The 26,089-nt window shown below is 73.7% G+C and carries 21 protein-coding genes; 9 read left to right on the top strand and 12 right to left on the bottom strand.

Annotated features, from left to right (window positions below):
* Positions 1-75: 75 nt before the first annotated feature.
* Positions 76-1,482, bottom strand: a complete 1,407-nt coding sequence (locus tag C6W10_RS06290; RefSeq protein WP_107257228.1) for a hypothetical protein — start codon at positions 1,480-1,482, stop codon at positions 76-78.
* A gap of 518 nt (positions 1,483-2,000) precedes the next feature.
* Between C6W10_RS06290 and C6W10_RS06285 the strand changes: the two genes are divergently transcribed.
* Together C6W10_RS06285 and C6W10_RS06280 are read left to right on the top strand one after the other, a co-directional pair.
* On the top strand, positions 2,001-3,389 hold the full coding sequence (locus C6W10_RS06285) for a hypothetical protein (protein WP_107257227.1): 1,389 nt from the start codon (positions 2,001-2,003) through the stop codon (positions 3,387-3,389).
* Positions 3,386-4,660 (top strand): hypothetical protein, encoded by a 1,275-nt coding sequence (locus C6W10_RS06280; protein WP_107257226.1) that lies wholly within the window; start codon positions 3,386-3,388, stop codon positions 4,658-4,660. Before C6W10_RS06285 ends, C6W10_RS06280 begins: the two co-directional genes overlap by 4 nt.
* Before the next feature lie 27 nt (positions 4,661-4,687).
* Here C6W10_RS06280 and C6W10_RS06275 read toward each other — a convergent pair whose 3' ends face one another.
* From C6W10_RS06275 to C6W10_RS06240, 8 genes are all read right to left on the bottom strand, one after another.
* Positions 4,688-5,827, bottom strand: coding sequence for a DegT/DnrJ/EryC1/StrS aminotransferase family protein (locus tag C6W10_RS06275; RefSeq protein WP_199853882.1), 1,140 nt, complete (start codon positions 5,825-5,827; stop codon positions 4,688-4,690).
* A complete protein-coding gene (locus C6W10_RS06270) occupies positions 5,824-7,035 on the bottom strand; it encodes a glycosyltransferase (RefSeq protein WP_107257225.1) in 1,212 nt (403 codons plus the stop codon). Before C6W10_RS06270 ends, C6W10_RS06275 begins: the two co-directional genes overlap by 4 nt.
* Positions 7,036-7,059: 24 nt before the next feature.
* Entirely contained in the window at positions 7,060-8,073 is a 1,014-nt protein-coding gene (gene gmd, locus C6W10_RS06265) for a GDP-mannose 4,6-dehydratase (RefSeq protein ID WP_107257224.1), read from the bottom strand.
* Between the two features lie 79 nt (positions 8,074-8,152).
* Positions 8,153-8,785, bottom strand: a complete 633-nt coding sequence (locus tag C6W10_RS06260) for a NeuD/PglB/VioB family sugar acetyltransferase (RefSeq protein WP_107257223.1) — start codon at positions 8,783-8,785, stop codon at positions 8,153-8,155.
* Positions 8,782-9,852 carry a glycosyltransferase gene (locus C6W10_RS39445; protein WP_107257222.1) on the bottom strand — a complete coding sequence of 357 codons (1,071 nt, stop codon included), beginning with the start codon at positions 9,850-9,852 and terminating at the stop codon, positions 8,782-8,784. Before C6W10_RS39445 ends, C6W10_RS06260 begins: the two co-directional genes overlap by 4 nt.
* The gene (locus C6W10_RS06250) at positions 9,849-10,493 is read right to left on the bottom strand and encodes an acetyltransferase (protein WP_107257221.1); all 645 of its coding nucleotides are present in this window, start codon (positions 10,491-10,493) and stop codon (positions 9,849-9,851) included. The genes C6W10_RS39445 and C6W10_RS06250 overlap by 4 nt, the downstream gene beginning before the upstream one ends.
* Entirely contained in the window at positions 10,490-11,143 is a 654-nt protein-coding gene (locus C6W10_RS06245; RefSeq protein WP_107257220.1) for a sugar transferase, read from the bottom strand. The genes C6W10_RS06250 and C6W10_RS06245 overlap by 4 nt, the downstream gene beginning before the upstream one ends.
* Positions 11,140-12,261: a DegT/DnrJ/EryC1/StrS aminotransferase family protein gene (locus C6W10_RS06240; RefSeq protein ID WP_107257219.1), complete on the bottom strand. Its 1,122-nt coding sequence runs from the start codon at positions 12,259-12,261 to the stop codon at positions 11,140-11,142. Before C6W10_RS06240 ends, C6W10_RS06245 begins: the two co-directional genes overlap by 4 nt.
* A gap of 347 nt (positions 12,262-12,608) precedes the next feature.
* Here C6W10_RS06240 and C6W10_RS06235 point away from each other — a divergent pair, with 347 nt between their 5' ends.
* The 4 genes from C6W10_RS06235 to wecB are packed head-to-tail and all read left to right on the top strand — an operon-like array spanning position 12,609 to position 17,264.
* The gene (locus C6W10_RS06235) at positions 12,609-13,649 is read left to right on the top strand and encodes a polysaccharide biosynthesis protein (RefSeq protein WP_107257218.1); all 1,041 of its coding nucleotides are present in this window, start codon (positions 12,609-12,611) and stop codon (positions 13,647-13,649) included.
* Entirely contained in the window at positions 13,646-14,809 is a 1,164-nt protein-coding gene (locus C6W10_RS06230) for an NAD-dependent epimerase/dehydratase family protein (RefSeq protein ID WP_107257217.1), read from the top strand. The genes C6W10_RS06235 and C6W10_RS06230 overlap by 4 nt, the downstream gene beginning before the upstream one ends.
* Entirely contained in the window at positions 14,806-16,143 is a 1,338-nt protein-coding gene (locus C6W10_RS06225) for a glycosyltransferase family 4 protein (protein WP_107257216.1), read from the top strand. Before C6W10_RS06230 ends, C6W10_RS06225 begins: the two co-directional genes overlap by 4 nt.
* Positions 16,140-17,264: a non-hydrolyzing UDP-N-acetylglucosamine 2-epimerase gene (gene wecB / locus C6W10_RS06220; RefSeq protein ID WP_107257215.1), complete on the top strand. Its 1,125-nt coding sequence runs from the start codon at positions 16,140-16,142 to the stop codon at positions 17,262-17,264. The genes C6W10_RS06225 and wecB overlap by 4 nt, the downstream gene beginning before the upstream one ends.
* A gap of 12 nt (positions 17,265-17,276) precedes the next feature.
* Here wecB and C6W10_RS06215 read toward each other — a convergent pair whose 3' ends face one another.
* Together C6W10_RS06215 and C6W10_RS06210 are read right to left on the bottom strand one after the other, a co-directional pair.
* Complete coding sequence (locus tag C6W10_RS06215) at positions 17,277-18,920, bottom strand: cell wall metabolism sensor histidine kinase WalK (protein ID WP_107257214.1); 1,644 nt, start codon at positions 18,918-18,920, stop codon at positions 17,277-17,279.
* Positions 18,917-19,657, bottom strand: a complete 741-nt coding sequence (locus C6W10_RS06210; protein ID WP_107257213.1) for a response regulator transcription factor — start codon at positions 19,655-19,657, stop codon at positions 18,917-18,919. Before C6W10_RS06210 ends, C6W10_RS06215 begins: the two co-directional genes overlap by 4 nt.
* Positions 19,658-19,815: 158 nt before the next feature.
* Between C6W10_RS06210 and C6W10_RS06205 the strand changes: the two genes are divergently transcribed.
* Both C6W10_RS06205 and C6W10_RS06200 read left to right on the top strand, forming a co-directional pair.
* A complete protein-coding gene (locus C6W10_RS06205; protein ID WP_107257212.1) occupies positions 19,816-20,010 on the top strand; it encodes a hypothetical protein in 195 nt (64 codons plus the stop codon).
* 85 nt (positions 20,011-20,095) lie between these two features.
* Entirely contained in the window at positions 20,096-21,118 is a 1,023-nt protein-coding gene (locus C6W10_RS06200) for a DUF389 domain-containing protein (protein ID WP_107263711.1), read from the top strand.
* Between the two features lie 158 nt (positions 21,119-21,276).
* Here the strand turns inward: C6W10_RS06200 and C6W10_RS06195 are convergent, their stop codons facing one another.
* Complete coding sequence (locus C6W10_RS06195; protein ID WP_107257211.1) at positions 21,277-23,805, bottom strand: Tex family protein; 2,529 nt, start codon at positions 23,803-23,805, stop codon at positions 21,277-21,279.
* A gap of 175 nt (positions 23,806-23,980) precedes the next feature.
* On the opposite strand from C6W10_RS06195, the gene C6W10_RS06190 reads away from it, so the two are divergent.
* Complete coding sequence (locus C6W10_RS06190) at positions 23,981-25,966, top strand: primary-amine oxidase (protein ID WP_107257210.1); 1,986 nt, start codon at positions 23,981-23,983, stop codon at positions 25,964-25,966.
* Positions 25,967-26,089: the final 123 nt, after the last annotated feature.

The following is a 26,089-nucleotide window of genomic DNA, read 5'->3' as shown; positions in this document are numbered from 1 at the left end:
CTGGTGTGAGCGGTATTCGGGCAGCTCAGCGGGGAACTCCCGGCGGGTAAACCACACTTAGTCCCTTGGTGAGGACTAAGGGGCCACTTTCACGTTTTTCGTCTCCTTGGACGTCTTCATCCTCGATGTCCCGACCGGACCGGCCGGGAATCTGACGGCGACGTAGCCGCGGCGCAGCGCGGCGGCGACCCAGAGCAGGAGTACGAAGAAGAGCACGCCGCGCATCGTCACGAACAGCGCCTGCGGGCCGGCCGAGTAGAGCAGCGCGCACTGCGCCAGTCCCACCCCGAGCAGGAACCGGGCGGTGCTCGCCCGGCGGAGGGCGAACCGCTCGGCGACACCCATCGCCGCGCCGAAGAGCAGCGCCAGCACCGGCAGGCCGAGCGCTCCGAAGTAGCCGAGCATCGCGCCGAAGATCCCCGGGAGCCAGTCGACCCGCTGGTCCAGCCCGAACCGGCGGTCGAGGAAGGACTCCTCGCTGCGGCTCTCGACCGTACGCGAGAGCTTGTCGGGATCGAGGAAGCTCGGTACGACGATCAGGAGGTTGTTCCGCGTCGTCTCCAGCCCGACCGGCGGCGTGTGCCGGGAGAGGCTCTCCAGCACCAGCGTGCCGAACGTGTTGGTGTCGAAGCGGTAGACGACGTCGTTCAGCACCGCCTCCCGGCTCTCCGCGGTGGGCAGCGCGGCGACGCCGTCGACCAGCCCGTCGATCCGCCGCTCGGCGCCGATGCCCTGGGTGAAGGTCTCCCGCCCGGCGACGGAGCGGGTCGACGAGATCAGCACGGTGAAGAAGGCCACCACGACCACCACCCAGGCGACCTGCCTGCGCGACAGGCGTACCCCGCAGAGCCGCGCGCCGAAGAGCGAGAGCAGGCAGGCGGTCACGATCATCGAACGGCTGCCCGCCATGGAGAGCAGCGCGCCCTGGACGACGAAGAGCGGGAGCATCCAGCGGCTGCCGTACCGGACCAGGACGACCGCGCCGATCACCGCCAGGAGCGGGACCAGGAACTGACCGGCCAGCCCGACCAGCGCGTAGTTCTCCCGGGACGCGGTCTGCCCGGGCGCGACCGGTTGCAGCGCGCCCCGGCCCTGGAAGGTCGCGAGCAGCAGCGGAGCGGCGAGGAGCAGCAGCCAGCCGAGCCGGAGGCGGGAGATGTGGGCGCTGCTCTCCCCGCCGGCCGTCCCCGCGTCCCGGCGACGGATCCGCAGCACCAGGACGTAGGCGACGGCGTAGCTCAGGATCGCGACCGAGACCAGCCGGATCCAGTTGTCCAGGGCGGCCTGCGAGACGTAGTCCCGGAAGTAGGCGTTCCGGCCGGGCCAGATCCACTGCATCACCTCGGTGATGCCGTGCCCGAGGATCGCCATCAGCAGCATCAGGGCGGCCGGGCGCCGCAGCCAGTCACCCCGGATCGCCACGTGCACGATGACGGCCGCGAGGAACTGCAACACCAGGCCGGTCAGCACCGAGACGGTCACGGCCGACCCTCGGCGGATGCCGGACCGACCACCCGGATCCGAGAACCGGGTGGCCGGAGCGGTCGGGTGGGTGCGTTCGGGATCTCCGGCGTCGCATCGGGGGCGACGCCGGTCCCGGCCCGCGACGAACCGGACGAGGTGCCGGTGGGCAGTCCTGCCTCGCGCATCGTGGGAAGTCACCTTCGCGTCTCTGCTGCCCGGGCGCGGTGCCGTGGGTCGGTGTGCGGGATCGGCCCGGGGGGAGGCCAGAGCGGGGGCGGCGGGCCCGACCACCGTCCCGGTGACGGTAATACGCTCTTGCCCAAAATCATCCCTATTTGTACTGAACGCTGTGGCCGGATCGAGGTGACGGGAAAATCGGCAGATCATGCGTGACGGTTCTCCGGCGCCCTCGTTGACCCTGGTGGCCCACGGGGTGTCGACCCTGCCGGTCGACTGGGACAGGGAGGGGACCCGGACCGTTGACGGATGGCCAGAGGCGCCCGGAGCTGCCACCCGAAGGTCGGGGTCACCGCTAGATGGAGATCGTCACCTCCCCGCACCGGGGTGACCCGTCCGTCCCGTCCGGGCGGCCCGGCCGGCAGCGCCCACCCGCCACGTCCACACCGGCCGACCCCGGCGGAGCAGACACCCGGCCGGTACGGCCACCACCGGTCCGTACCCGGCTGGTCCGGCTGCTCCAGCGCTATCCGGTCAGCGTGCTGCTGCTGGCGCCGTACCTGATCCTGGTCCTGCCGATGGCGGTGCTGAACCGCAATCCCGACCTCGGGTTCGTACTCGGGCTGCTCGGCCTGGCCCTGGCCGCCTCGGTACTGGTCGAGACGGTGCTCGCGCCGCTGGGTGGGCCGGGGCGCCGCCGAACCGCCCGGGACACCGGCCGGCGGACCCTCGCCGAGGCCAACTCCGGGTACCCGCGGCTCTTCCTCGTCGCCCGCGCGGTGGCCGTGCTCAGCATCGTCGCCGAACTCGTCGGCGGGTACGCCGGCCGAGGCAGCGTCTTCGCCCAGGTCGCCGGGGCGCAGGCGGCGTCGCCGCTGGTGAACGTGGTGGCCCTCGTCTCCGGCTGGAAGTACCTCGCCTTCGCGCTCCTGATCGCCAGCTTCCACGCTGGACAGGCCCGGCTGGGCAGCCTCTACCGCTGGACCGCCGCGCTGGTCGGCGTGCAGGTGCTGCTGGTGTTCCTGACCGCCATCTCCGCCACACTCGTCGGCTACCTCACCTTCGTGGCGGCGGCCGGCGCGATCTGCGGGGTGATCCGGGCCCGCTACGTGCTGGTCGCCGCCGTGCTGCTCTTCCTGGCCTGGCCGACGCTGTTCACGGTGCGCAACACGATCCGCGCGGAGAACGGCGTCAAGGTCTCCAGCGAGGTGACCGCCGCCGACCGGCTCCGGTTCGACCAGCAGATCGGCCGGGCCAGCGCCTACGACGTACCGGTGGACGTCGGCCAGCCCGGCCCCGCCGGCTATCTCCGGTACGGCCTCGTGCCCCGGATCCTCGACCCGGGCCGGCCACCGCTGGCCACCGGGGCGGCGATCAACCGGTTCCTCGGCGGCAGCGACAAGTCCTCGTTCAACTTCCTCACCCTGGGCACCGTCTACTTCGTCGACGGCCGGGCCGGAGTGGTGGTCTACTACGGCGGCTGGGCGCTGGTCACCGGGCTGCTGCTCCGGCTGCGCGGTGCACCCGGACCGCTGCGGCTGAGCCTGTTCTGTTTCGTGGTGGCCGGACCGCTGCTCTGGTCGAACGGCCATCCGGAGTCGACGATCGCGGCGGCCCAGAACACCGTGTCCGCCGCGCCGGTCTTCCTGGTGCTGCTGCTGACCCGGCGTACCCCGGTGGACCGGCCGGTCCCGGCCCGTCCGCCCGGCCGGGTGCCGGTGCCCCGGGCCGGCCGACCGGCCCGGTGACGGCCGGGCCCGGTTGGCGGGCGACCCTGCGCAACCTGCGCGGCCTGCGCGGCCGGATCCCCACCGGTGGCCGGGCCCCGATCGCCGTGCTGGTCACCGCGACGTCCAGCCTCGGCAACATGCTGCTCGCCGTCACCGTGGCGCACGGCGGCTCCCTCGGCGAACTGGGCCGGTACGCGCTGGCCTTCTCGCTGTACGTCCTCGTCTCCGGCCTGGCCCGGGCCATGGTCACCGAGTCGGTGCTGGCCGAGGCGGACCGGCGGGACCCGGCGCCGTTCCGCCGTTCCGCGCGGCGGATCTGCCTGCTCGGCGGCACCGCCGGAGTCCTCCTCGGCACGGTCGGGATACTGGCCGGGAACCGCTACCTGGTCGTCGTCGGCCTGGCGCTGCCCGGACTGGTCCTCTACGACTACCTCAAGGCGTACGGCCTCGGCGTGGCCGACCCCCGACGGATCCTCCGGTACGAACTGCTCTGGACGTTGGCCAGCGCGGCCGGTGCGGGGCTCGCCCTGGCGGGCCGGATCGACGCCTCGACCGCCTTCGTGGTGTGGGCCACCTCGGGGGCGTTGGTCGGCTGTCTCGGGGCGGTCCGGCGGCGCTGCGCGCTGCTGCCCGGCTGGCCGGTCGGGCGGGCCGAGACCCGGAGCGCGTTCGCGTTCGGCCTGCACTTCCTGGTCGGCTCGGGGACCGCGCAACTCGCCACCGCCACCCTGGCGGCGGTGGCCGGAACCGCCGTGGTCGGCGCACTGGGCGGGGCGAGGACCGCGCTCGGCCCGATCACCCTGCTGATCGGCGCCGGTTCCGCGCTGCTGATTCCGTACCTCGCCCGGAGCGGGGCCGCCGAGCCACGGATCCGGCTCCGCGCGGCGGGCCGGGTCACCGCCGGCATCGTCGTCCTGGTCGGGCCGCTCGCGCTGGCCCTGCCCGCCCTGCCGGATCCCGTCGGCCGGGCGCTGCTCGGCGGGAACTGGGAGTTCGCCCGCCCGTTGCTGCCCGCGCTCGCCGTCGAGAGCGTCTTCATGGTGGCCACCATGGTCGCCGCGGCCGGGCACCGGATCGAGCGGGCCGGCGCCCGGACCCTGGCCCTGGGTGCGGCTCTCGCCCCGATCCGGATCGGCGCGGTCGTCGGGGCCGGACACCTGTTCGGGGCCGCCGGAGCGGCCTGGGCGATGGCCGGGGTCGCCTGTTTCGGTGCCGTCGGCTGGTGGTGGAGCTACCGGTCGCTGCTGCGGGTCCGGCACCCGGCGGAACCGGTGCTCGAACCGGTCTGATCCGCCAGCCGGGCCGGACCCGCGATCTCAGGCCGGGCCGGCGGCGGAGAGCCGGGCGAGCGCGGTGCGGACCCGGTCGGCGATGTCCAGCACCTCCGGGTCGGTGAGGTCGGCATAGGTCGGCAGGTTGATACCCCGCCGGCTCAGGTCGGCGGTGACCGGGAAGTCGCCGTCGGACGCCGACCGGTACGGCGGCAGCTCCGGGATCGGCACGAAGAACGGTCGGGTCTCCACGCCGAGCCGGTCGAGTTCCGCCGCCAGCCGGTCCCGGAGCTGGTCGTCGCCGGCCGGGCCGACCAGGAAGGACGCCATCCACGGGGCGCGTTCCACCCCGACGGCCACCGGCTGCGGCGTCAGCGCACCGAGGTCCGCGAACGCCTTCTCGTACGTCGCCACGATCTGCTGGCGGCGCTGCACCATCGCCGTACCGCGCTCCAACTGGGCGCAGAGCAGCGCGGCGGCCAGGTTGGTGAGCCGGTAGTTGAAGCCGACCACCGGGAAGTAGTAACGCCGCTGCGGATCCATCCCCTGGTTGCGCAGCAGCCGCATCCGCTCGGCCAGTGCCGGGTCGAAGGTGGTGACGCAGCCGCCCTCGCCACTGGTCAGGATCTTGTTGCCGAAGAACGAGAAGGTGGTGACGTCGGCCAGCGCACCGGCACCGGTACCGCCGAGCCGGGCGCCGAACGACTCGGCGGCGTCGCCGACCAGCAGGATGCCGTGCGCGGCGCAGACCTCCCGCAGCCTCGGGTAGTCGGCCGGATGCCCGTACAGGTCGACCGCGAGGACCGCCCTGGTCCGTTCGGTGATCGCGGCGTCGACGCGGTCGACGTCGAGACACCAGGTGGCCGGGTCGACGTCCACGAAGACCGGCCGGGCGCCGCAGTAGGTGACCGCGTTGGCGGTGGCCACGTAGGTCAGGGCCGGCACCACCACCTCGTCGCCGGGGCCGATCCCGGCGGCGGCGAGCACCAGGTGCAGGGCCACCGTGCCGTTGCCGGTCGCCACCGCCGTCGGGGTGCCGCAGCGGGCCGCGAACTCCGCCTCGAAGCGGCGCAGGTACGGCCCCTGCGAGGAGACCCAACCGCTGCGCAGGGCGTCCAGGACGTACGCCTCCTCCAGCTCGGTCAGGGACGGGCGGGCGACCGGATAGCGCAGTGCGGGGTTCACGACGGGTTGCCTCCGACGGCGTCTGGGGTCAGGAACGGTGACTGCGGCACCGGACCGGAACGGCCGCCGGCCACCCAGTCGAGTACCGCGACGTAGTCCCGGGCGGTATCCGTCCAGGTACGCGCCGCCAGCCGGTCGGCCGCGCGCCGGGAGGCCGCCGCGTACCGGGCACGGTCGGCGAGCAGCCGGCGGATCGCCGCCGCGATGGATTCCGGGTCGTGCGGGTCGAAGAAGCAGACCTCGGCCCCGGCGAACTCGACCTGGGCGCGCAGCGGCTCCACGTCGGCACAGGCGACCGGGAGGCCCCAACTGAACGCCTCGAAGATCGCCCCGCTGGCCGCCTCCCAGAGCGACGGCACGACCACGGCGCTGGCCCGGGCGTAGAGCCGCTCCAGCGCCGGCACCGGGACGAATCCCGGAAAGACGACCCGGGCGCGCAGGTCGACCGCGCCCGCCCGGGCGGTGAGCTGCCCGGCCTGCGGCTCCACCAGCGGCCCGGGGCAGACGAGCCGGAGTTCCGGCAGCCGGGCGAGCGCCTCCAGCAGGTTCAGGTGGTTCTTGTGCGCGGCGGTCGAGGAGGGATAGAGCAGCAGCCCGGGATCGGGTTCCGCCGGTGCCTCGGCCGGACGGGCGTGGAAGACCGGCAGCGGGATCAGCGCCGTCTTCGCCGCGACCTCCGGAAACGTCCTCAGGAGCTGCTGGTACGGGTGCGGCCAGGAGGCGACCAGGGCGTCGGCCTCGGCGATGTTCCGGGCGAAGATCTCGGTGATCGGTGCGGAGTCGTAGCGCAGGTGGAACCGGCGCATGTCGTGCACCACCACGACCGAGCGGCGGGCCCGGGCCGGCACGCCGCCGAACGGATAGAGGGTGACCCGGTCGTCGCCGGCCGGCACCGGGTTGGCCCGGCTGCGCAGCAGGGTGACCAGGCGGTGGGCCAGCGGTGCCGACCGGAGTTGCCGGGGCAGCACCCGGCGCAGTCCGCCGCCGAGCGGTGCGTCGGCCCGGAGCGGCTGCCGTACCTCGGTCCAGTGCACCCCCGCGTCGTCGGGTACCTCGCGTCGCCAGCCGCGCCGGGTACCCCGGACGATCGTCACCTCGATCCGGTGTGCCCGGTCCGCCGCGAGTCCCCGGAGCAGGCCGTAGGTGAACGCCTCCACCCCGGCCGAGTGTCCGGGCAGGATCGCGGTGCCGTCGATTCTGATATCCACCTGGTCGTCCCCTCCCGGCGCCGGTTACCGGTCCACCCGGACCAGCCGGCCGGTCCGCTCGTCCTCCAGCAGTTGCCGGTCGGCGTCGACCATGATCCGGACCAGGTCGCCGAAGAGCGTCTTCGGCGCCCAGCCGAGCTGCCGGCGGGCCTTCGCGGCATCGCCGATCAGCGCGTCCACCTCGGACGGTCGGTAGTACGCCGGGTCGATCGCCACGTACTTCTCCCAGTCCAGGCCGGCATGGCCGAACGCTGCGGTCAGGAACTCCCGTACGGTGTGCCCGGTGCCGGTGGCCACCACGTAGTCGTCGGGCTCGTCCTGCTGGAGCGCGAGCCACATCGCCTCGACGTACTCGGGGGCGTATCCCCAGTCCCGTACCGCGTCGAGGTTGCCGAGGTAGAGCTTCTCCTGCATGCCCGCCTCGATCCGGGCGATCGCCCGAGTGATCTTGCGGGTGACGAAGTTCTCGCCGCGCCGGGGACTCTCGTGGTTGAACAGGATCCCGTTGACCGCGTACATGCCCCACGCCTCGCGGTAGTTCACCGCCGCCCAGTAGCCGAAGACCTTGGCGCAGGCGTACGGGCTGCGCGGGTGGAAGGGGGTGCTCTCCCGCTGCGGCGGCGGGGTGGCGCCGAACATCTCCGACGAGGACGCCTGGTAGTACCGGCAGTCGAGTTTGGCGGTCCGGATCGCGTCGAGCATCCGGATCGCGCCCAGCCCGGTGATGTCGGCGGTGTAGTTGGGGATCTCGAAGGAGACCCGGACGTGGCTCTGCGCGCCGAGGTTGTAGACCTCGTCGGGGCGGATGTCCCGGAGCAGCCCGGTCAGCGCCGCCGGGTCGGCCAGGTCGCCGTAGTGCAGGAAGAGGTGCGCCTCCGGATCGCGGGGGTGCAGGTCGATCCGGTCGATCCGCTCGGTGTTGAAGCTCGACGAGCGGCGTTTCAGCCCGTGTACGACATAACCCTTGCCGAGCAGGAGTTCGGCGAGGTAACTCCCGTCCTGCCCGGTGATCCCGGTGATCAGCGCGACTTTCGGCATCGTCTGCCCTCTCGGAGTTGCGGTCCGCGACCAGCCGAAGCGCGACCGGTGCGCGAATCCCTCGGTGACCTGTCGAAACTCAGTGGCCGTGCCGCTCGATCGGCCGGGCCGGCACCCCGACCACCACGGCGCCGTCCGGCACGTCCCGGACGACCGCCGCTCCGGCGCCGACCATCGCCCCGGCGCCGACGGTGATCCCGTCGATCACCGTCGCACCGGCCCCGACCGTCGCGCCCGGCCCGATCCGGGTGGAGCCGGCGACGGTGCAGCCGGGCAGCAGGGTGGCGAAGTCGGCGAGTACGGCGTCGTGCCCGACGCTGACGTTCGTGCCCACGTGCACGTGCCGGCCGGTCACGATGTCGGCGGTGAGTACGGCCCCGGGCCAGAGCACCGTGCCCGGGCCGAGTTCCACCGCCGGTCCGACCGCCGCCGCCGGGTGCACCAGCCGGGCCGGCGTCCGCGGGTCGAGCCGCCGGTCGAGCCGGGCCCGGACCGTGCCCGAGCCGACGCCGAGCAGGTACCGGACGTGCGCGTCGGCGTCGGCCAGCCAGTCGTCCGGGCCGAGCCAGTCGACCGGCAGCCGGGCCAGTTCCGCGGCGCGGCGCGGCCCGAGACAGCCCAGCAGCTTGTAGCCGCCGGCCGCCTCGGCGATGGCGATGATCTCCCGGGCGTGCCCGGCGGTGCCGAGCACGACCAGGGCGTCGCCGGTCATCGGCCGCCCCGGCCGGCGGCGCGCCCCGGCTCCGGCCCGAGCAGCCAGTCGAAGTAGCCGGTCCGGTCGAACGGGCCCGGATCGGCCACCACCGGCTCCCGGATCCGGCCCACCGCCGCCGCCAGGCTCTCCGGGTCGTCCGGCTGGTATCCCAGCAGCGCCCGGCCGGCGATCTCCCGGGCCTGGGCGGTCTCCGGCGCGATGATCGGGATCCCGCTGGCCCGGGCCTCGGCGAGCGGGTAGCCGAACGACTCCAGCGTGCACGGGTAGTAGACGGCGGTGGCCCGGCGCCAGAACGAGAGGAGCTGGTCGTGCGGGACCACGCCGATCGCCCGCAGCGCCGGATGGGCCGTCACGTCCGGCGGCAGGTCACCGGGGCGGGCGGTGACCCGGACCTCGATGCCGCGCTCGGCCGCCGCGCCGCCCCGACCGGCCGGGTCCGGGCCGCCGCGCCCGACCGTGTCGAGCAGCATCCGCAGTTGCGGGACCAGGTTCTTGTAGCCGGCGGCGACGACCGGGACGAGCAGCCAGGCCCGGTCGTCCGGGGCCCAGGCGTCGACCGGGGTCACCGGGTGCGGGCGTACCGCGATCCGGTGCCGCACCGCCGGGACGTGCCGGACGACCCGGTCGGCCATCGCCCCGCACGGGACCACGACGAGGTCGGCCCGGCGGGCCAGCAGGCGGACCATCGGGATCTGCGCCCGGAACGAGCGGGGCAGCCGGCCGAGCAGGTGCTCCTCGTCGGGGTGGAGGAAGTGCAGGGCGTTGCGCAGCAGTACCCGCCGCTCCCGGCCGGCGTAGCCGAACGAGACGTTGTTCGGCGCGATCACCAGCCGGGCGCCCCGGACCAGCCGCTCCCGGCGCAGCAACCAGCCGGGACCGATCCGCTGCCCCCGGCCGATCACCCGGGGCCGGACCGCCGACCCGGCCAGGTAGGCGTCCAGTTCGCCCCGCCACCGGGCGGCTCCGCCCCGGTCCCCGCCGGCCGCGTCCAGCACCACGTCGCCGAGGTCGGCCGGGTCGTCGTCCCGCCCGGCCGGCACGGCACTGCCCGTCGTCGCGGTCACCGCGCCGGTACCCCCTTGACCACCGTGCCGGCCGGCACGTCCCGGACCACGCAGGCGCCCGCGCCCACCGTGGCGTCCCGGCCCACCCGCAAGCCCTGGAGTACGGCCGCGGTCGTCCCGACCAGCACCCCGGTCTCCAGGGCACAACTGCCGGAGATCGCGGCCAGCGGGTTCACCGAGACGAAGTCGTCGAGGACGCTGTCGTGGCCGACGGTGCAGTTCTGGTTGAGGTGCACGTGCCGGCCGAGCCGGACGTTGGTGGTGACCCGTGCTCCGGCGAAGACCACCAGCCCGTCCCCGGCCACGGTGTCCGGGCCGACGGTCGCGGCCGGGTGCACCAGCGCGGGAGACGGCAGGGCGTACCCCTCCACCCGGGCGGCGACGGTACGCCGGATCCGCGGGTCGCCGATGCCGAGCGCCACCGAGGTGCCCGGCGGCGCCTGCCGCAGCTCCTCGACCGGCCCGAGGTACGGCACGTCGAGCCGGTGCACCAGTTTGAGGCCCGGTTCGGCGGGGTGGTCGTCGACGAATCCGAGCACCCGCCAGCCGGGCGTACGGCCGGCGGCGGTGATCGCCCGGACGATGTCGAAGACCTCCCGGCCGTGCCCGCCGCAGCCGACGATCACCAGGTCGGCGGTCACGAGTCGACACTCCGGGCCGGCACCGACTCCGCCGCGACGAGTCGACTGCCGGCGAACTCCGGCATCGTCGGGTTGCCCGGTGCGCTGATCCCCTGACGGCGCAGCACCCGCAGCACCGTCTCCAGCAGGATCCGCAGGTCGAGCCGGAGGCACCGCCGGTCGACGTACTCGACGTCGTAGCGGAACTTCTCCTCCCAGCTCAGCTCGTTGCGGCCGCGTACCTGGGCCAGGCCGGTGATGCCGGGCCGCACCTCGTGCCGGCGGGCCTGCTCCGGGGTGTACCGGTCGAGATAGCTGACCAGCAGCGGGCGCGGCCCGACCAGGCTCATGTCGCCGCGCAGTACGTTCCAGAGCGTCGGCAGCTCGTCCAGGCTGGTGGCCCGCAGCCAGCTCCCGAACCGGGTCAGCCGGTCGGCGTCGCTGGTCCGGCCCGGGCCGGCCGGTCGCATGGTGCGGAACTTGCGCAGCTCGAAGAGGTGGCCGTCCCGGCCCGGCCGGCTCTGCCGGAACAGCACCGGGCGGCCCAGCGCCAGGGCCACCGCGGCGGCGCAGCCGAGCAGGACGGGGGAGAGCAGCACCAGCAGCACGGCCGCGACCAGCAGGTCGAGGAGGCGCTTGCGCCGGTCGTACCGTCGGTGGCCGGGGGTCACGCGCGGGCCTCCAGGAAGTTCGCGACGGCGTCGAGCACCCGGCCGGCCTGTGCCTCGGTCAGCCCGGAGCCGCTGGGCAGGGTCAGGCCGTCGGTGAAGAGCCGTTCCGCCGCGCCGGTGATCGCGCCCGGTGTGCCGGCGAACGCGCGTTGCAGGTGCATCGGTTTCCACACCGGACGGGTCTCGATCCGGGCCGCGTGCAGGTGCGCGGCGAGGTCGCCGGCCCGCCAGCCGGCGGTGGCCGGGTCGACCACGATCGTGCTCAGCCAGCAGTTGATCCCCGGATCGCCCTCGGCGAGCAGCCGTACCCCGGGTGCGGTGGCGAAGAGCTTGGCGTAGCGTTCCCGCAGCTCGCGGCGGCGGGCGAGCATCCGGTCCAGCCGGCGGAGCTGGGCCCGGCCGACGGCGGCGAGCAGGTTGCTGAGCCGGTAGTTGTAGCCGATCTCGGTGTGTTCGTAGTGCGGCACCGGTTGCCGGGCCTGGGTGGCCAGGTAGCGGCAGCGGTCGGCGAGGGCGCCGTCGTCGGTGACCAGCATGCCGCCGCCGGAGGTGGTAATGATCTTGTTGCCGTTGAACGAGAAGACGCCGGCCCGGCCGAACGAGCCGGCCGACCGGCCCGCGTGGGTGGCGCCGAGCGCCTCGGCCGCGTCCTCCAGCACCGGCACCCCGGCGGCGGCGCAGACCGGCGAGAGCCGGGTGTAGTCGACGCAGGCGCCGAACATGTCCACCGGGACCACCGCCGCCACGTCCCGGCCGGCGGCGCGGAGTTCGTCCAGGAGCGCCGCGAGCAGCGGTACGTCGACGTTCCCGGTCGCCGGGTCGCAGTCGACGAAGACCGGCTCGGCGCCGGTGTAGACGACCGCGTTCGCCGTGGCCACGAAGGTCAGCGTGGGCACCACCACCGTCCGGCCGGGGCCGGCGCCCAGGCCGAGCAGGCCGAGGTGCAGCGCCGCCGTGCCCGAACTCAGCGCCACCGCGTGCGCCGTGCCGGCCCGGGCCGCGACCTCGCGCTCGAAGGCGTCCACCTCCGGCCCGAGCGGCGCCACCCAGCCGGAACGCAGCGCCCGGATCAGGTACGACTCCTCCAGTGGTCCGACGTCCGGCGGGGAGAGCAGCACGGGCTCGGGTGGACCGGAGGTGTCGGGCGGGCTGGCCGGTCCCGGCGAAGGCGCGCGTTCAGAAAGATCCACAGGTGGGGCCCTCCAGAGCCGGGACAGCAGCTGACCGGAAGTGTTCTATCAGACTGATAGGACAGAAGTGGGCATCAACCGATATATGAATTAAAATTCAGGGATAAATGAATCAGAGAACCATTGTTCGGTACGCGTGACTTGCCGGCCATCCCGTCGTTGACGCAGGTGGCACACCAGACACCAACGGTCCGGACCGGCGGAAGGGCACGGTCGAGCCACAGATCTCGACCCGGCGCCGGGCCGTCCGATCGGCATGCGCGAACGGAGTACCTGTGACATCTCTGCCTGCTGGCCGCCGGGTCCTCATCACCGGTGGCACGGGTTCCTTCGGCCAGACGATGGTGCGCCGGCTGCTCGACCAGGACGTCGGCGAGGTACGCGTACTCAGCCGGGACGAGGCCAAGCAGGATCTGATGCGGCACCGGCTCGGCGACGACCGGGTCCGCTACCACGTCGGGGACGTCCGGGACTACGACAGCATGCTGCGGGCGACCCGGGGCGTCGACTTCGTCTTCCACGCCGCCGCCCTCAAACAGGTGCCGTCCTGCGAGTTCTTCCCGCTGGAGGCGGTCCGCACCAACGTGCTGGGCAGCGCCAACGTCGTCGAGGCGGCCGAGCGCAACGGCGTCGCCTCGGTGGTGGTACTCAGCACCGACAAGGCGGTCTATCCGGTCAACGCGATGGGGATGAGCAAGGCGCTGATGGAGAAGGTCGTCCAGTCGCACGCCCGGCACAACCAGGGCAGCCGGACCACGGTCTCCTGCGTGCGCTACGGCAACGTGATGTACTCCCGGGGCTCGGTCATCCCGCTCTTCGTCGAACAGATCAAGGCCGGCCGGGCGCCGACGGTGACCAACCCGGCGATGACCCGCTTCCTGATGTCCCTGGCCGAGTCGGTGGAGCTGGTCGAGCACGCCTTCCTGCACGCCCGGGCCGGGGACATCTTCGTCCGCAAGGCCAGCGCCTGCACCATCGGCGACCTGGCGACCGCGCTCTGCCAGCTCTTCGACGTGCCGGCCAAGCTCGACCTGATCGGGGTCCGGCACGGCGAGAAGCTGGACGAGACGCTGGCCAGCCGGGAGGAGGTCGCCGAGGCGGAGGACTTCGGCGAGTTCTTCCGGATCCCGCTGGACGCCCGCGACCTCAACTACGCGCTCTACGTCTCCGAGGGCGACCCGGCCGGCGCCAGCGGTCGCGACTTCAACTCGGCCAACGCGCCCCGACTGGGCGTACCCGAGATCCTGGAACTGCTCCGGGACCTCCCGGAGATCCGGGCCGAGCTGGCCGCCCGAGACCTGGCGATGACGCCGTGAGGCTGGTGCTGACCGGTGCCGGCGGATTCCTCGGCTGGCACGTACGGGTGCTGGCCCGCGCCCTCGGCTGGCCTGACCCGGTCGCGCTGACCCGGGCCGACCTCGCCGACCCGGTCAGGGTGGCCGCCGCGGTCGGTGGCGCCGACCGGCTGCTGCACCTCGCCGGAGTCAACCGGGGCGACCCGGCGGACGTGGCGGCCGGCAACGTCGAGGTCGCCGCCGCACTGGCCCGGGGACTGCGCCAGTGCCCGACGCCGCCGGCCACGGTGGTCTTCGCCAACTCGACGCAGACCGGCAACGGCACCCCGTACGGCGACTCCAAGCAGGCCGCCGCCGCCACCCTGGCCGGCGCGGTCGCCGGGCGCTGCCGCTTCGACGACGTCGCACTGCCGAACCTCTACGGCGAACACGGCCGCCCGTACTACAACTCGGTGGTCGCCACCTTCTGCCGCCAGTTGGCCGACGGCGACCCGCCCGGGGTACGCGACGACCGCGACCTGACCCTGGTGCACGCCCTCGACGCCGCCGCCCGGCTGCTCGGCCTGCCGCCCGGCGACCCCCGGCAACCGGCCGCCGCCCCGACCGTGCCGTGGGATCCGGGGATGCCGGCGCTGCGGATCGGGGTGCGTGCCCTGGCCGCCCGGCTGGCCGGGTTCGCCCGGACCTACCGCAGCGGCGAGATCCCGCCGCTGGTCGACCGGCACGACGTACGCCTGTTCAACACCTACCGGTCGCACTGCTTCCCGGCCGACCACCCCCGGCCGCTGGTCCGGCACACCGACCGGCGGGGCGCGCTGGTCGAGGTGGTCAAGGCGCACGGCGGTGCCGGGCAGACCTTCGCCTCGACCAGCGGCCCGGGGGTCACCCGGGGCGAGCACTTCCACCTGGCCAAGGTGGAGCGGTTCGCGGTGCTGCGCGGCTGCGCCGAGATCGCGCTGCGCCGGGTCGGGCACCGCGAGGTGCTGCGGTTCCGGGTCGGCGGGGACGAGCCGGTGGTGGTCGACATGCCGACGATGTGGGCGCACCAGATCACCAACATCGGCGACGGTGAGCTGCTCACCCTCTTCTGGGCCAACGAACTCTTCGACCCCGCCCGCCCCGACACCTATCCGGAGCCGGTGGCGGAACCCGCCGCCGCGGCACCGGTGGTGGTCGGGTGAAGATCGGCTTCGTCACGCAGTGGTATCCGCCGGAGCCGGTCTTCGTACCGGGTGAACTCGCCCGGGAACTCGGCGCCCGGGGGCACCGGGTGCGGGTACTCACCGGCTATCCGAACTATCCGGAGGGACGGATCTATCCCGGCTACCGGCAGCGGTGGCGGACCTCGCACACCGGGGGCGAGAACGTCACCGTACGCCGGGTGCCGGTCTATCCGAGCCACGACTCGTCCCCGCTCGGCCGGACCGCCAACTTCGCCAGCTTCGCCGCGACCAGCGCGCTGTTCGCCCCGGGCTATCTGACCGGCGCCGACGCGCTCTACGTCTACCACCCGCCCGCCACCGCCTTCGCCGCGGCGGCGGTGGCCCGGCTGGCCCGGCGGGTCCCGCTGGTGCTGCACGTCCAGGACATGTGGCCGGAGTCGGTGACCGCCTCGACGATGAGTCCCGGCGGCGGCGCCGGCCGGATGATCGAGCGGACCCTGTCGGCGACGATGCGCCGGCTCTACCGGTCGGCGACCGCGATCGCGGTCATCTCGCCCTCCATGGCCGAGCTGGTCGTCGCGCGGGGCGCCGACCCGGGCCGGGTCCGGGTGGTGCTGAACTGGACCGACGAGCGGCTCTTCCGGCCGGTGCCGGCGACCGCGTCGGCGCGGGCCGCACTCGGGCACCGGGGCCGCTGCACCGTCATGTTCGCCGGCAACATGGGGCCGTTCCAGCGGGTCGAGACCGCGATCCGGGCGGCGTACGCGGCCCGGGACCGGGTCGACCTGGTCCTGGTCGGCTCGGGTACCGAGGAGCAGCGCGCCCGCCGGCTCGCCACCGAGCTGGGCGCCGGCAACGTACGCTTCCTCGGCCGGCGCCGGCCGGAGGAGATGGCCGACCTCTACGCGGCGGCCGACTACCAGCTCGTCTGCCTGCGGGACCTGCCCGGGTTGCGCGGCACCGTGCCGTCCAAGCTCCAGGCCGCGCTCGCCTGCGGCGCTCCGGTGCTCGTCTCGGCGGCCGGGGACGCGGCCCGGCTGGTGGAGTCGACCGGAGCCGGCCTGGTCTGCCCGCCCGAGGATCCGACCGCGCTGGCCGCCCGGCTTGTCGAGGCGGCGGCGCTGCCACCGGCGGCCCGGACCGCGCTGCGCCACCGGGCCCGCGAGGTCTACCGGGAGCGGATGTCGTTGCGGGTCGGCGCCGACCAGATCGAGGACCTGCTGACCAAGAGCGGCGTACCGTCGGCCGGCCGCTCCGGCCCGGCCACCGCGCGCCGGCTCCTCGGCGGTGGCGGCCGACCGGCTCCTGATCGTGAAGGGCCCGAACGCGAGACAGGGACGAGGCCGCGATGACCCGGGTGATGACGGTGGTGGGGACCCGACCGGAGATCATCCGGCTCTCCCGGGTACTCGACCGGCTGGACCGTACGGTCGAGCACCTGCTGGTGCACACCGGACAGAACTGGGACCGGAACCTCTCCGAGGTCTTCTTCACCGAGCTGCGGCTGCGTGCGCCGGACCGCTTCCTCCGGGTCGACACCACCTCGCTGGCCCGGGTGCTCGGCGGGGTGCTGACCGGCATCGAGCAGGCCATCACCGAGCTGCGCCCGGACGCGCTGCTGGTGCTCGGCGACACCAACAGCTGCATCGCCGCGCTGATGGCCCGGCGGATGCGGGTGCCGGTCTATCACATGGAGGCCGGCAACCGGTGCTTCGACCTGAACGTGCCGGAGGAGACCAACCGGCGGCTGGTCGACCACGTCGCCGACTTCAACCTGGTCTACACCGAGCACGCCCGGCGGAACCTGCTGGCCGAGGGGCTGCACCCGCGCCGGATCCTGCACACCGGCTCGCCGATGCGCGAGGTGCTGGAGCACTACCGGCCGGAGGTGGCCGCCTCGACGATCCTGCGCCAGCTCGAACTGGAGCCGGGCGGCTACTTCGTGGTCAGCGCGCACCGCGAGGAGAACGTCGACGACCCGGCCCGGCTGGGTCGGCTGCTCGACTGCCTGCGCGCCGTCCGGGACACCTGGCGGCTGCCGGTGCTGGTCTCCACGCATCCGCGTACCCGCAAGCGGCTGGAGGCGCTCGCCGCCGACGCGTCCACACTGGACGGTGTCGCGTTCCACGAGCCGTTCGGGCTCTTCGACTACGTACGCCTCCAGTCGCAGGCCCGGTGCACGCTGTCGGACAGCGGGACGATCAGCGAGGAGGCGGCGATCCTCGGCTTCCCGGCGGTGACCCTGCGGGAGTCGATCGAACGGCCCGAGGCGCTGGACGCGGGCGGCATCGTGATGACCGGCCTCGACCCGGCCGGGGTGCTGGAGGCGGTGCGGGTCACCGTCGACCAGGTCGCCGAGGCCGGCGTGCCCTGCCCGGCGGACTACCGGGTCACCGACACCTCCCGCCGGGTCGTCGACTTCATCCTCTCCACCGTCCGCCGGCACCACGACTGGGCGGGCATCCGGCGGTAGCGCGGAGCCGGCTCAGGCCGGCCGGACCGGCAGGGTGATCGTGAACGTGGTGCCGGCGCCCAGTTCGCTGGTCACCCGGATGCCGCCGCCGTGGTCGGTGAGGATCTGCCGGACGATGGAGAGGCCCAGCCCGCTGCCGCCGGTCTGCCGGCCGCGCGCCGAGTCGGCCCGCCAGAACCGGTCGAAGACGTACGGCAGCGCCTCCGGCGCGATCCCCGAACCGGTGTCGACGACCTCGACCACGGCGGAGTCACCCGCCCGGCGCAGCGTCAGCTTCACCTCGCCACCCTCGGCGGTGGCCCGCAACGCGTTGGTGATCAGATTGCCGACCACCTGGCGCAGCCGGTCCGGGTCGGCGTGCACGGCGACCGGTTCGGTCTCCACCCGCAGGGTCACCCCGGCCGCGTCGGCGCCGGCCCGGTGCGCGGTACGGCACGTCTCCAGCAGTTCGGCCAGGTCGACGGTGGTCCGGTGGTACGCCAGGCTGCCCGCCTCGGCCAGGGCGAGATCCTGGAGGTCGTCGACGATCCGCTGCTGCAACACCGCCTCCTCGTGCAGCGAGGCGAAGAGTTCCGGATCGGGCTCGATCACCCCGTCGGAGAGCGCCTCCAGATAGCCGCGCAGGTTGGCCAGCGGCGTACGCAACTCGTGCGCCACGTCGGCGACCAGCCGGCGCTGGCGTTCCTCGCCACGCTGCAACGAGTCCGCCATCCGGTTGAACGACCGGGCCAGTACGGCGATCTCGTCGTTGCCCCGCACCGGCACCCGGCTGGTCAGATCGCCCCGGCCGAGCCGCTGGGAGGCCGCGGTCAGGATCGCGATCGGGCGCAGCACCCGGTGGCTGAGCAGGGCGGTCGCGATGATCGCCACCGCCGCCACTCCGGCCGCGGCGGCCAGCAGCGGGCCGACCACCAGCGCCCGGTCGTCCTCGTCGCCGACCCCGAGGATGACCTGGGCCGGTTCGGGCGCCACCTCCGCGATCCGGGCGCTGAACGCCTCGGCCAGGCAGTAGTCCCTCGGCTCGCTCGGATCGGTCTCGGCGCAGGCGGCGGCGAGGTCGCCCAGCTCGGCCCGGAGCGCCCGTTCGGACCGGGTCGCCTGGTCGAGGCAGTTCCGGCCCACCTCCGGATGGGCCGAGATGGCCGCGTCCACGTCGTAGGCCGGCACCCCGAACCGGCCCGGCCTCTGGATCGGGTCGACCCCGTTGCGGGTCAGACAGGCGGCGAACCGGACCCCGGTGCGGTAGCTGGCCAGCTCCTTGGCGGCGACGTTCGCCGGATCGCTGTCCACCCCGGAGAGGTTGAGCGTCGGGCGGGGGTTGACGTATCCGTTCACGGTGCCGAGTTCGCGTACCGCCCGCTCCGGGTTGCTCTCGTGGTCGGTGTCCACCAGTACCCAGCCGGACTCGGTGACAAGGTGGATGCGCTGCCCGGTCTGCTCACCGAGCCGTACGACAAGATCCCGGACCCCCTCCCAGGTGCCGTGCCGGCGGCCGTAGTCGCGCAGCGCGCTGGTGACCTGGTCCAGCGAGGCGGCGGCGGCACCGGACTCGTCGATCTGCCGGGACGCCTGCCGGAGTACCAGCCAGAGGGTCGCGGCGGTGGCGCTGACCGCGACGAGCATCACCAGGCCGAGTACCCGTAACCGGAAGCTCACGCCGACGGGTCCGCCCCGGCGGCGGCGTCCTCCGGACTCCGCGCGACACCGGGCTGCTCGGCCAGCCGGTAGCCCCGGCCGAAGACGGTCTGCACGTAGCGCGGCTCGGCCGGATCCGCCTCGATCTTGCGGCGCAGGTTCATCACGTGCGCGTCCACGGTCCGTTCCAGCACGTAGTGGTCGAAGCCGAAGGCCCGGTCGATGATCTGCGCCCGGGTGAACGCCCGGCCGGGCTCGCCGGCCAGCACCTCCAGGATGCCGAACTCCTTGGCGGTGAGCGTGACCAGCCGCCCGCCGATCCGCACCTCGAACCGGCCCGGGTCGACCTCCAGGTCACCGACCCGGAGCACCGCCTGGTTGCCCGCGCTGAGCACCCCGGCGCGGCGCAGCAGGGCGCGGACCCGGGCGGCCAGCTCGCGGGGACTGTACGGCTTGGTGAGGTAGTCGTCGGCGCCGATGTCCAGCCCGAGCAGGACGTCGTCCTCGGTGGTCCGGGCGGTCAGCAGCAGGATCGGCAGGTTGGACTCGGCCCGCAGGATCCGGCAGACGTCCAGCCCGTCCACCACCGGCATCATCACGTCCAGCACCACCAGGTCGGGGCGGCGGGCCCGGACCTGCTCCAGGGCGGCCCGCCCGTCACCGACGACGAGCACGCTGTGGCCCTCCCGTTCGAGATAGACCCGGACCAGGTTGGCCTGCTTCGGGTCGTCCTCGGCGACCAGTATCCGCGCGCTCATGTGTCCCCATTCTGCCTGCTCGGAGCGGCATCGATTAGAGCGCCGACGGGGTGAAGAAGTGATGAATTCGCGATCCGGAAACGGTCAGGGAACGGCCCGAACCCGGTGGGCACACGTTCTTGACAGCTTTCGCACATCCGCGCTCCTACCGTGCGGGCATGTCGAAAGGGATCGCAGTCGTACCCGGGGCGGCCGGCGGGCGCGCCGACCGGGCCCGGCGGTCGGCGCTCCGGCGCCGGATCCGGGAGACCCTGGCCCTGCGCCGGGCCGATGCCGCGGCCGGGCTCCGGGCCGGTCCCGGCGGGGCGCCGGTCGGACCGGCCGGCGATGCCGGGCAGGGCGCGGTGACCTGACCGTACGCCCCCGGAGCGGGCGGCGGACTAGAGTCGTCGCCGGCCGACCCACCCGCCGGCCGTGGCCGAGTGGAGGATGACTGGCGTGCTGCACCTGAGGATCATCGTGCCGACCGACCGGTCCGTGGCCGTACAGGAACTGCTCGCCGCCGATCCCGCCGTGGCGCATCTCATCGTGCTGCCCGGCGCCGCCCGTACGCCCCCGGGTGACGTGGTGCTCTGCGACGTCGTACGCGAGGGTGCCGACGAGGTACTGGAGGCGTTGCGGGCACTCGGCGTGGACCGGACCGGCGGGGTGGTCGGGGACGGGGTGGACGTCACCCTCTCGGCCGCCGCCGACCGGGCCGCCCGGGCGGCACCCGGGCTGGGTACCGACGCGGTGGTCTGGGACGAGATCGCCCAGAAGACCGGCGAGGAGACCCGGCTCTCGGTGACGTACCTGCTGCTGATCACCCTCGCCACCGTCATCGCCGGCATCGCGGTACTGCTCGACCAGCCCATCCTGATCATCGGCGCGATGGTGGTCGGCCCGGAGTTCGGACCGCTCGCGGCGCTCTGCGTGGCGCTGCTGCGCCGGCGGGGGTTGGTCATCCGGCGTTCGCTGCTGGCGCTCGGCGTCGGCTTCCTCGCCGCGATGGCGGTGACCGTGCTCAGCACCTGGGTGCTGACCGCCGCCGGCCTGATCGACCGGTCGATGCTGCTCGCCGAGCGGCCGATGACCGACTTCATCTGGCGGCCCGACGCGCTCTCCTGGGTGGTCGGCTTCCTGGCCGGGGTGGCCGGGATGCTCTCGGTCACCTCGAACCGGTCCGGGTCGCTGGTCGGGGTGCTGATCTCGGTCACCACCGTTCCGGCGGCGGCGAACGTCGCGGTCGCGCTCGGCTACGGCGTCTTCGACGAGGCGCTCGGGTCGCTCCTCCAGTTGCTGATCAACCTCTGCGCGATCGTCGTGGCCGGCGTGCTCACGCTGCTGGTGCAGCGGCTGTGGTGGGACCGGGTCGCCACCCGGCCGGCCTGGATCCGCTGGCGTCGTCCCGCGCCCGCTCCCCGGGATCCCGACCCGGCCGACCGGTCCCGCGCGGTGCCGGACCGTACCGGCGGTGCCTGACCGCCGTCCGGACCGTACCTGCGGTGCCTGACCGCCGTCCGGACCCGCAGCGAGGATGCCGGCTCGCCGGGGACCGCCGCGACCGGCGGGTGCCGGTCGCGGCGAGTTCGCCGCCGCCTGGGCCATGGTCACCGGTGGGCGCCCCCGGACCGGCCGAGCTACCGCCCGGGGCGGTGCCCGTCGAGGCCCTTGTCCAGCCCGGCCCGGCGCAGCGCGTCGGCCAGCGCACCGCCGCCGAAGCCGCCGCCCTGACCGCCACCGGACCGGTTCCCGCCGCCAGCGCCGGACCGGCCGCCGCCGGAACGGCCACCACCACCACCGGCACCGCCGCCGCCCGGGCCGCCCCGGCCCTGGCGCTGCCGGCCGGCGGGCTCACCGCCCCGCTCCCGCGCGGGGCGGGGCTCAGCCTCGTCCTCCAGCCGCAGGGTGAGCGAGATCCGCTTCCGGGGTACGTCCACGTCCAGCACCTTCACCCGGACCACGTCACCGGACTTGACCACGTCGCGCGGGTCCTTGACGAAGGTCCGGGACATCGCCGAGACGTGCACCAGACCGTCCTGGTGCACCCCGACGTCCACGAACGCGCCGAAGGCCGCCACGTTGGTGACCACGCCCTCCAGCAGCATCCCCGGTGACAGGTCGCCGATCTTCTCCACCCCTTCGGCGAAGGTGGCGGTCCGGAACGCCGGCCGGGGATCCCGGCCCGGCTTCTCCAACTCCTTCAGGATGTCGGTCACGGTCGGCAGCCCGAAGGTGTCGTCGACGTACTCGGCGGGCCTGAGCTTGTGCAGCACGGCGGTCCTGCCGATCAGCGCGGAGAGGTCGCCGCCGGTGCTGGCCAGGATCCGCCGGACCACCGGGTACGCCTCCGGGTGCACGCTGGAGGCGTCCAGCGGGTCGTCGCCGCCGGGAATGCGCAGGAAGCCGGCGCACTGCTCGAACGCCTTCGGCCCGAGCCGGGGCACCTGCTTGAGCGCCTGCCGGGTCCGGAACGGGCCGTTCGCGTCCCGGTGCAGCACGATGTTCTCGGCCAGCCCGGCGCCGATCCCGGAGACCCGGGTCAGCAGCGGCGCGGAGGCGGTGTTGACGTCGACCCCGACGCCGTTCACGCAGTCCTCCACCACCGCGTCCAGCGAGCGGGAGAGCTTCACCTCGGAGAGGTCGTGCTGGTACTGCCCGACGCCGATCGAGCGCGGGTCGATCTTGACCAGTTCGGCCAGCGGGTCCTGGAGGCGGCGGGCGATCGAGACCGCGCCGCGCAGCGAGACGTCGAGGCCGGGCAGCTCCTGGGAGGCGTACTCGGAGGCGGAGTAGACCGAGGCGCCGGCCTCGGAGACCACCACCTTGGTCAGGTTCAGGTCGGCGTACCGCTTGATCAGGTCACCGGCCAGCTTGTCGGTCTCCCGGGAGGCGGTGCCGTTGCCGATCGCCACCAGCTCGACCTTGTGCGCCCGGGCCAGCCTGGCCAGTGTCTCGATCGAGGCGTCCCACTGCCGGCGCGGCTCGTGCGGATAGATCGTGTCGGTCGCCACCACCTTGCCGGTCGCGTCGACCACCGCCACCTTCACCCCGGTACGCAGCCCCGGGTCGAGCCCCATCGTCGGGCGGGTACCGGCCGGCGCGGCGAGCAGCAGGTCGCGCAGGTTGGTGGCGAAGACGCGTACCGCCTCGTCCTCGGCCGCCTGCCAGAGCCGCATCCGCAGGTCGGCGCCGAGGTGGATCAGGATCCGGGTCCGCCACGCCCAGCGCACCGTGTCGGCGAGCCAGCGGTCCGCCGGACGTCCCCGGTCGGCGACGCCGAACCGGGCGGCGATCTCCTGCTCGTAGCGGGTCGGCCCGACCGGGGCGTCGTCCGGCGCGGGCGCCTCCTCCGGATCCATGGTGAGGTCGAGCACGCCCTCCTTCTCGCCCCGGAACATCGCCAGGATCCGGTGCGACGGGAGCCTGGTGTACGGCTCGGCGAAGTCGAAGTAGTCGGCGAACTTGGCGCCGGCCTCCTGCTGGCCGTCGCGTACCCGGGAGACCAGCCGGCCCCGCGACCACATCTTCTCGCGCAGCGAGCCGATCAGGTCGGCGTCCTCGGCGAACCGCTCGACCAGGATCGCCCGGGCGCCGTCCAGCGCGCCGGTCGGGTCGGCCACCCCGGCGTCCGGGTTGACGAAGCCGGTCGCCACCGTGCGCGGGTCCTGCGACGGGTCGGCGAGCAGCGTCTCGGCCAGCGGCTCCAGCCCGGCCTCCCGGGCGATCTGCGCCTTCGTCCGCCGCTTCGGCTTGTAGGGCAGGTAGATGTCCTCCAGCCGGGCCTTCGAGTCGGCTGCCATGATCTGCGCTTCCAGCGCCTCGTCCAGCTTGCCCTGACCGCGGATCGACTCCAGCACCGCCGCCCGGCGCTCCTCCAGCTCCCGCAGGTAGCGCAGCCGCTCCTCCAGGGTGCGCAGCTGGGCGTCGTCGAGCGACTCGGTGGCCTCCTTGCGGTAACGGGCGATGAACGGCACGGTCGAGCCGCCGTCGAGCAGCTCCACCGCGGCCCGTACCTGCCGCTCGTGTACGCCGAGCTCCTCGGCGATCCGCTGGTGCACAGAGCGCGGCTGCGCAGAGGTTGTCACGTCCTGTTCCGCCTTCTCCACTCGGTTCCGCCCGCACCCGCCGCCGGGGCCCGGGCCGGGCAACTGGGTGCCGGGAAGCATTGTGCCGCACCGGCCGGGTCCCGGGCTCGTCGCCGGCCGGCACCGGGCGGCGGTCGCCGTGCCGGGCGGCGGTGCCGGGCCGGCGTCCCGGGTTCACGCGCCGTCGGCTATGGACAACCGAGAGTGATTCGGGTTAGGTCGGCTCGGAGTGCTCCGCGAATCGACGAGGGACGACATGACTCTTCTGGCCGACGACCGGCCCGCCGGCTCCGGTGCGGGCGTCACCGACGGACATCCGCTGGCCCGGCTCACCGCCGACGAGATCCGGGCCGCCCGGACGCTGCTGGACCGGGCCGGGCTGCTCGGCCCGACCGTCCGGTTCGCCGTGCTGGCCCTGGCGGAGCCGGCCAGGGACGTGGTGCTGGCCTACCGGCCGGGCGATCCGGTGGACCGCCGGGTCCGGGCGGTACTGCTCGACGTCGCCACCGGCGTCGCCCGGACCGTACTGGCCTCCGTCACCACCGGCACCGTCGAGTCGGTACGCGAGCACGACGCCACCCGGGACGGCCAGCCGCCGATCATGCTGGAGGAGTTCGTCGCGGTCGACGAGATCGTCAAGGCCGACCCGGGCTGGCGGGCGGCGATGGAACGCCGGGGCGTGCACGACCTCGACCTGGTCCGGCCCTGCCCGCTCTCGGCCGGCGACTTCGACCTGCCGGGGGAGCGGGGCAAGCGGCTGCTGCGGGTGCTCTCCTTCCTCGCCCACCGGCCCGAGGACCACTGCTGGGCGCACCCGATCGACGGCGTGGTGGCGTACGTCGACCTGACCGAGCGCCGGGTCGTCGAGCTGATCGACCACGAACTGCTGCCGGTACCGGCCGAGGAGGGTAACTTCGACGACCCGGCGTACGTCGGGCCGGCCCGGACCAGCCTGAAGCCGATCGAGATCACCCAGCCGGAGGGGCCGAGCTTCTCCGTCGACGGTGACGTGGTGCGCTGGGAGAACTGGAGCTTCCGGGTCGGCTTCGACCCCCGGGAGGGGCTGGTACTGCACCAGCTCGGCTTCACCGACGGCGGCCGGGAGCGTCCGGTGCTCTACCGCGCCTCGGTCGCCGAGATGGTGGTCCCGTACGCCGACCCGAGCCCGGTGCGGTTCTGGCAGAACTACTTCGACGCCGGGGAATACCTGCTCGGCCAGCAGGTGAACTCGCTGGTGCTCGGCTGCGACTGCCTCGGTGAGATCTACTACTTCGACGCCGTCCTCGCCGACGGGGCCGGCGAGCCGCGCGAGGTGGCCAACGCGATCTGCCTGCACGAGGAGGACCACGGGGTGCTGTGGAAGCACACCGACCTCTTCACCGAGTCGGCGGAGACGCGTCGGCAGCGCCGGCTGGTCATCTCCTCCTTCGTCACCGTCGGCAACTACGACTACGGCTTCTACTGGTACCTCTACCTCGACGGCACCATCCAACTGGAGGTGAAGGCGACCGGGGTGCTCTTCACCTCGGCCTACACCGAGGGCAGCCGGTATGCGACCGAGGTGGCGCCGGGGCTCGGCGCGCCGTACCACCAGCACCTGTTCAGCGCCCGGCTCGACGTGACGGTCGACGGGCCCCGCAACGCCGTCGACGAGCTGGACGTACGGCCGCTGCCGGTCGGCCCGGAGAACCCGTACGGGAATGCCTTCACCCGGGTGGCGACCCGGCTGTCGACGGAGTCCGACGGCGCCCGCGACGCCGACGCCTCGGTCGGCCGGAGCTGGCGGATCTCCAACCCGGAGCGGCTGGGTCGACTCGGCCGGCCGGTCGGCTATCAGCTCCGCCCCGAGGGCCAGTCGGTGCTGCTGGCCGCCCCCGACTCCTCGGTGGCCCGCCGGGCCGCCTTCGCCACCCGCTCGCTCTGGGTCACCCGCTACGACCCGGAGCAGCGTTACCCCGCCGGTGACCTGGTCAACCAGCATCCGGGCCGGGCCGGGCTGCCGGAGTACGTCGCGGCCGACCGGCCGATCGACGGCGAGGACATCGTGCTCTGGCACACCTTCGGCACCACGCACTTCCCCCGCCCGGAGGAGTGGCCGGTGATGCCGGTCGACCGGTGCGGCTTCACGCTGCGGCCGGACGGCTTCTTCGACCGCAATCCCACCCTGGACGTGCCGGCCAGCACCGCGGCGCACTGCCGTGCGGCCGGCGACGGGCCGGCCGCCGGCTGCCCCGGCGACTGAGGCGCGGCGCCGGGCCGGCCGCGAGCTGCCCCGGCGGCTGAGGCGCGGCGCCGGGCCGGGTCAGTCCGGGTGTCTGCACCCGCCGGCTCCTCCTCGGCGACTCGCTCGACACCGAGAAGGCGG

Source organism: Plantactinospora sp. BB1 (genome assembly GCF_003030385.1).
Taxonomy (GTDB): domain Bacteria; phylum Actinomycetota; class Actinomycetes; order Mycobacteriales; family Micromonosporaceae; genus Plantactinospora.
The sequence above is the reverse complement of the archived record's forward strand: the minus strand, read 5'-3'. Positions and strand labels throughout refer to the sequence as shown.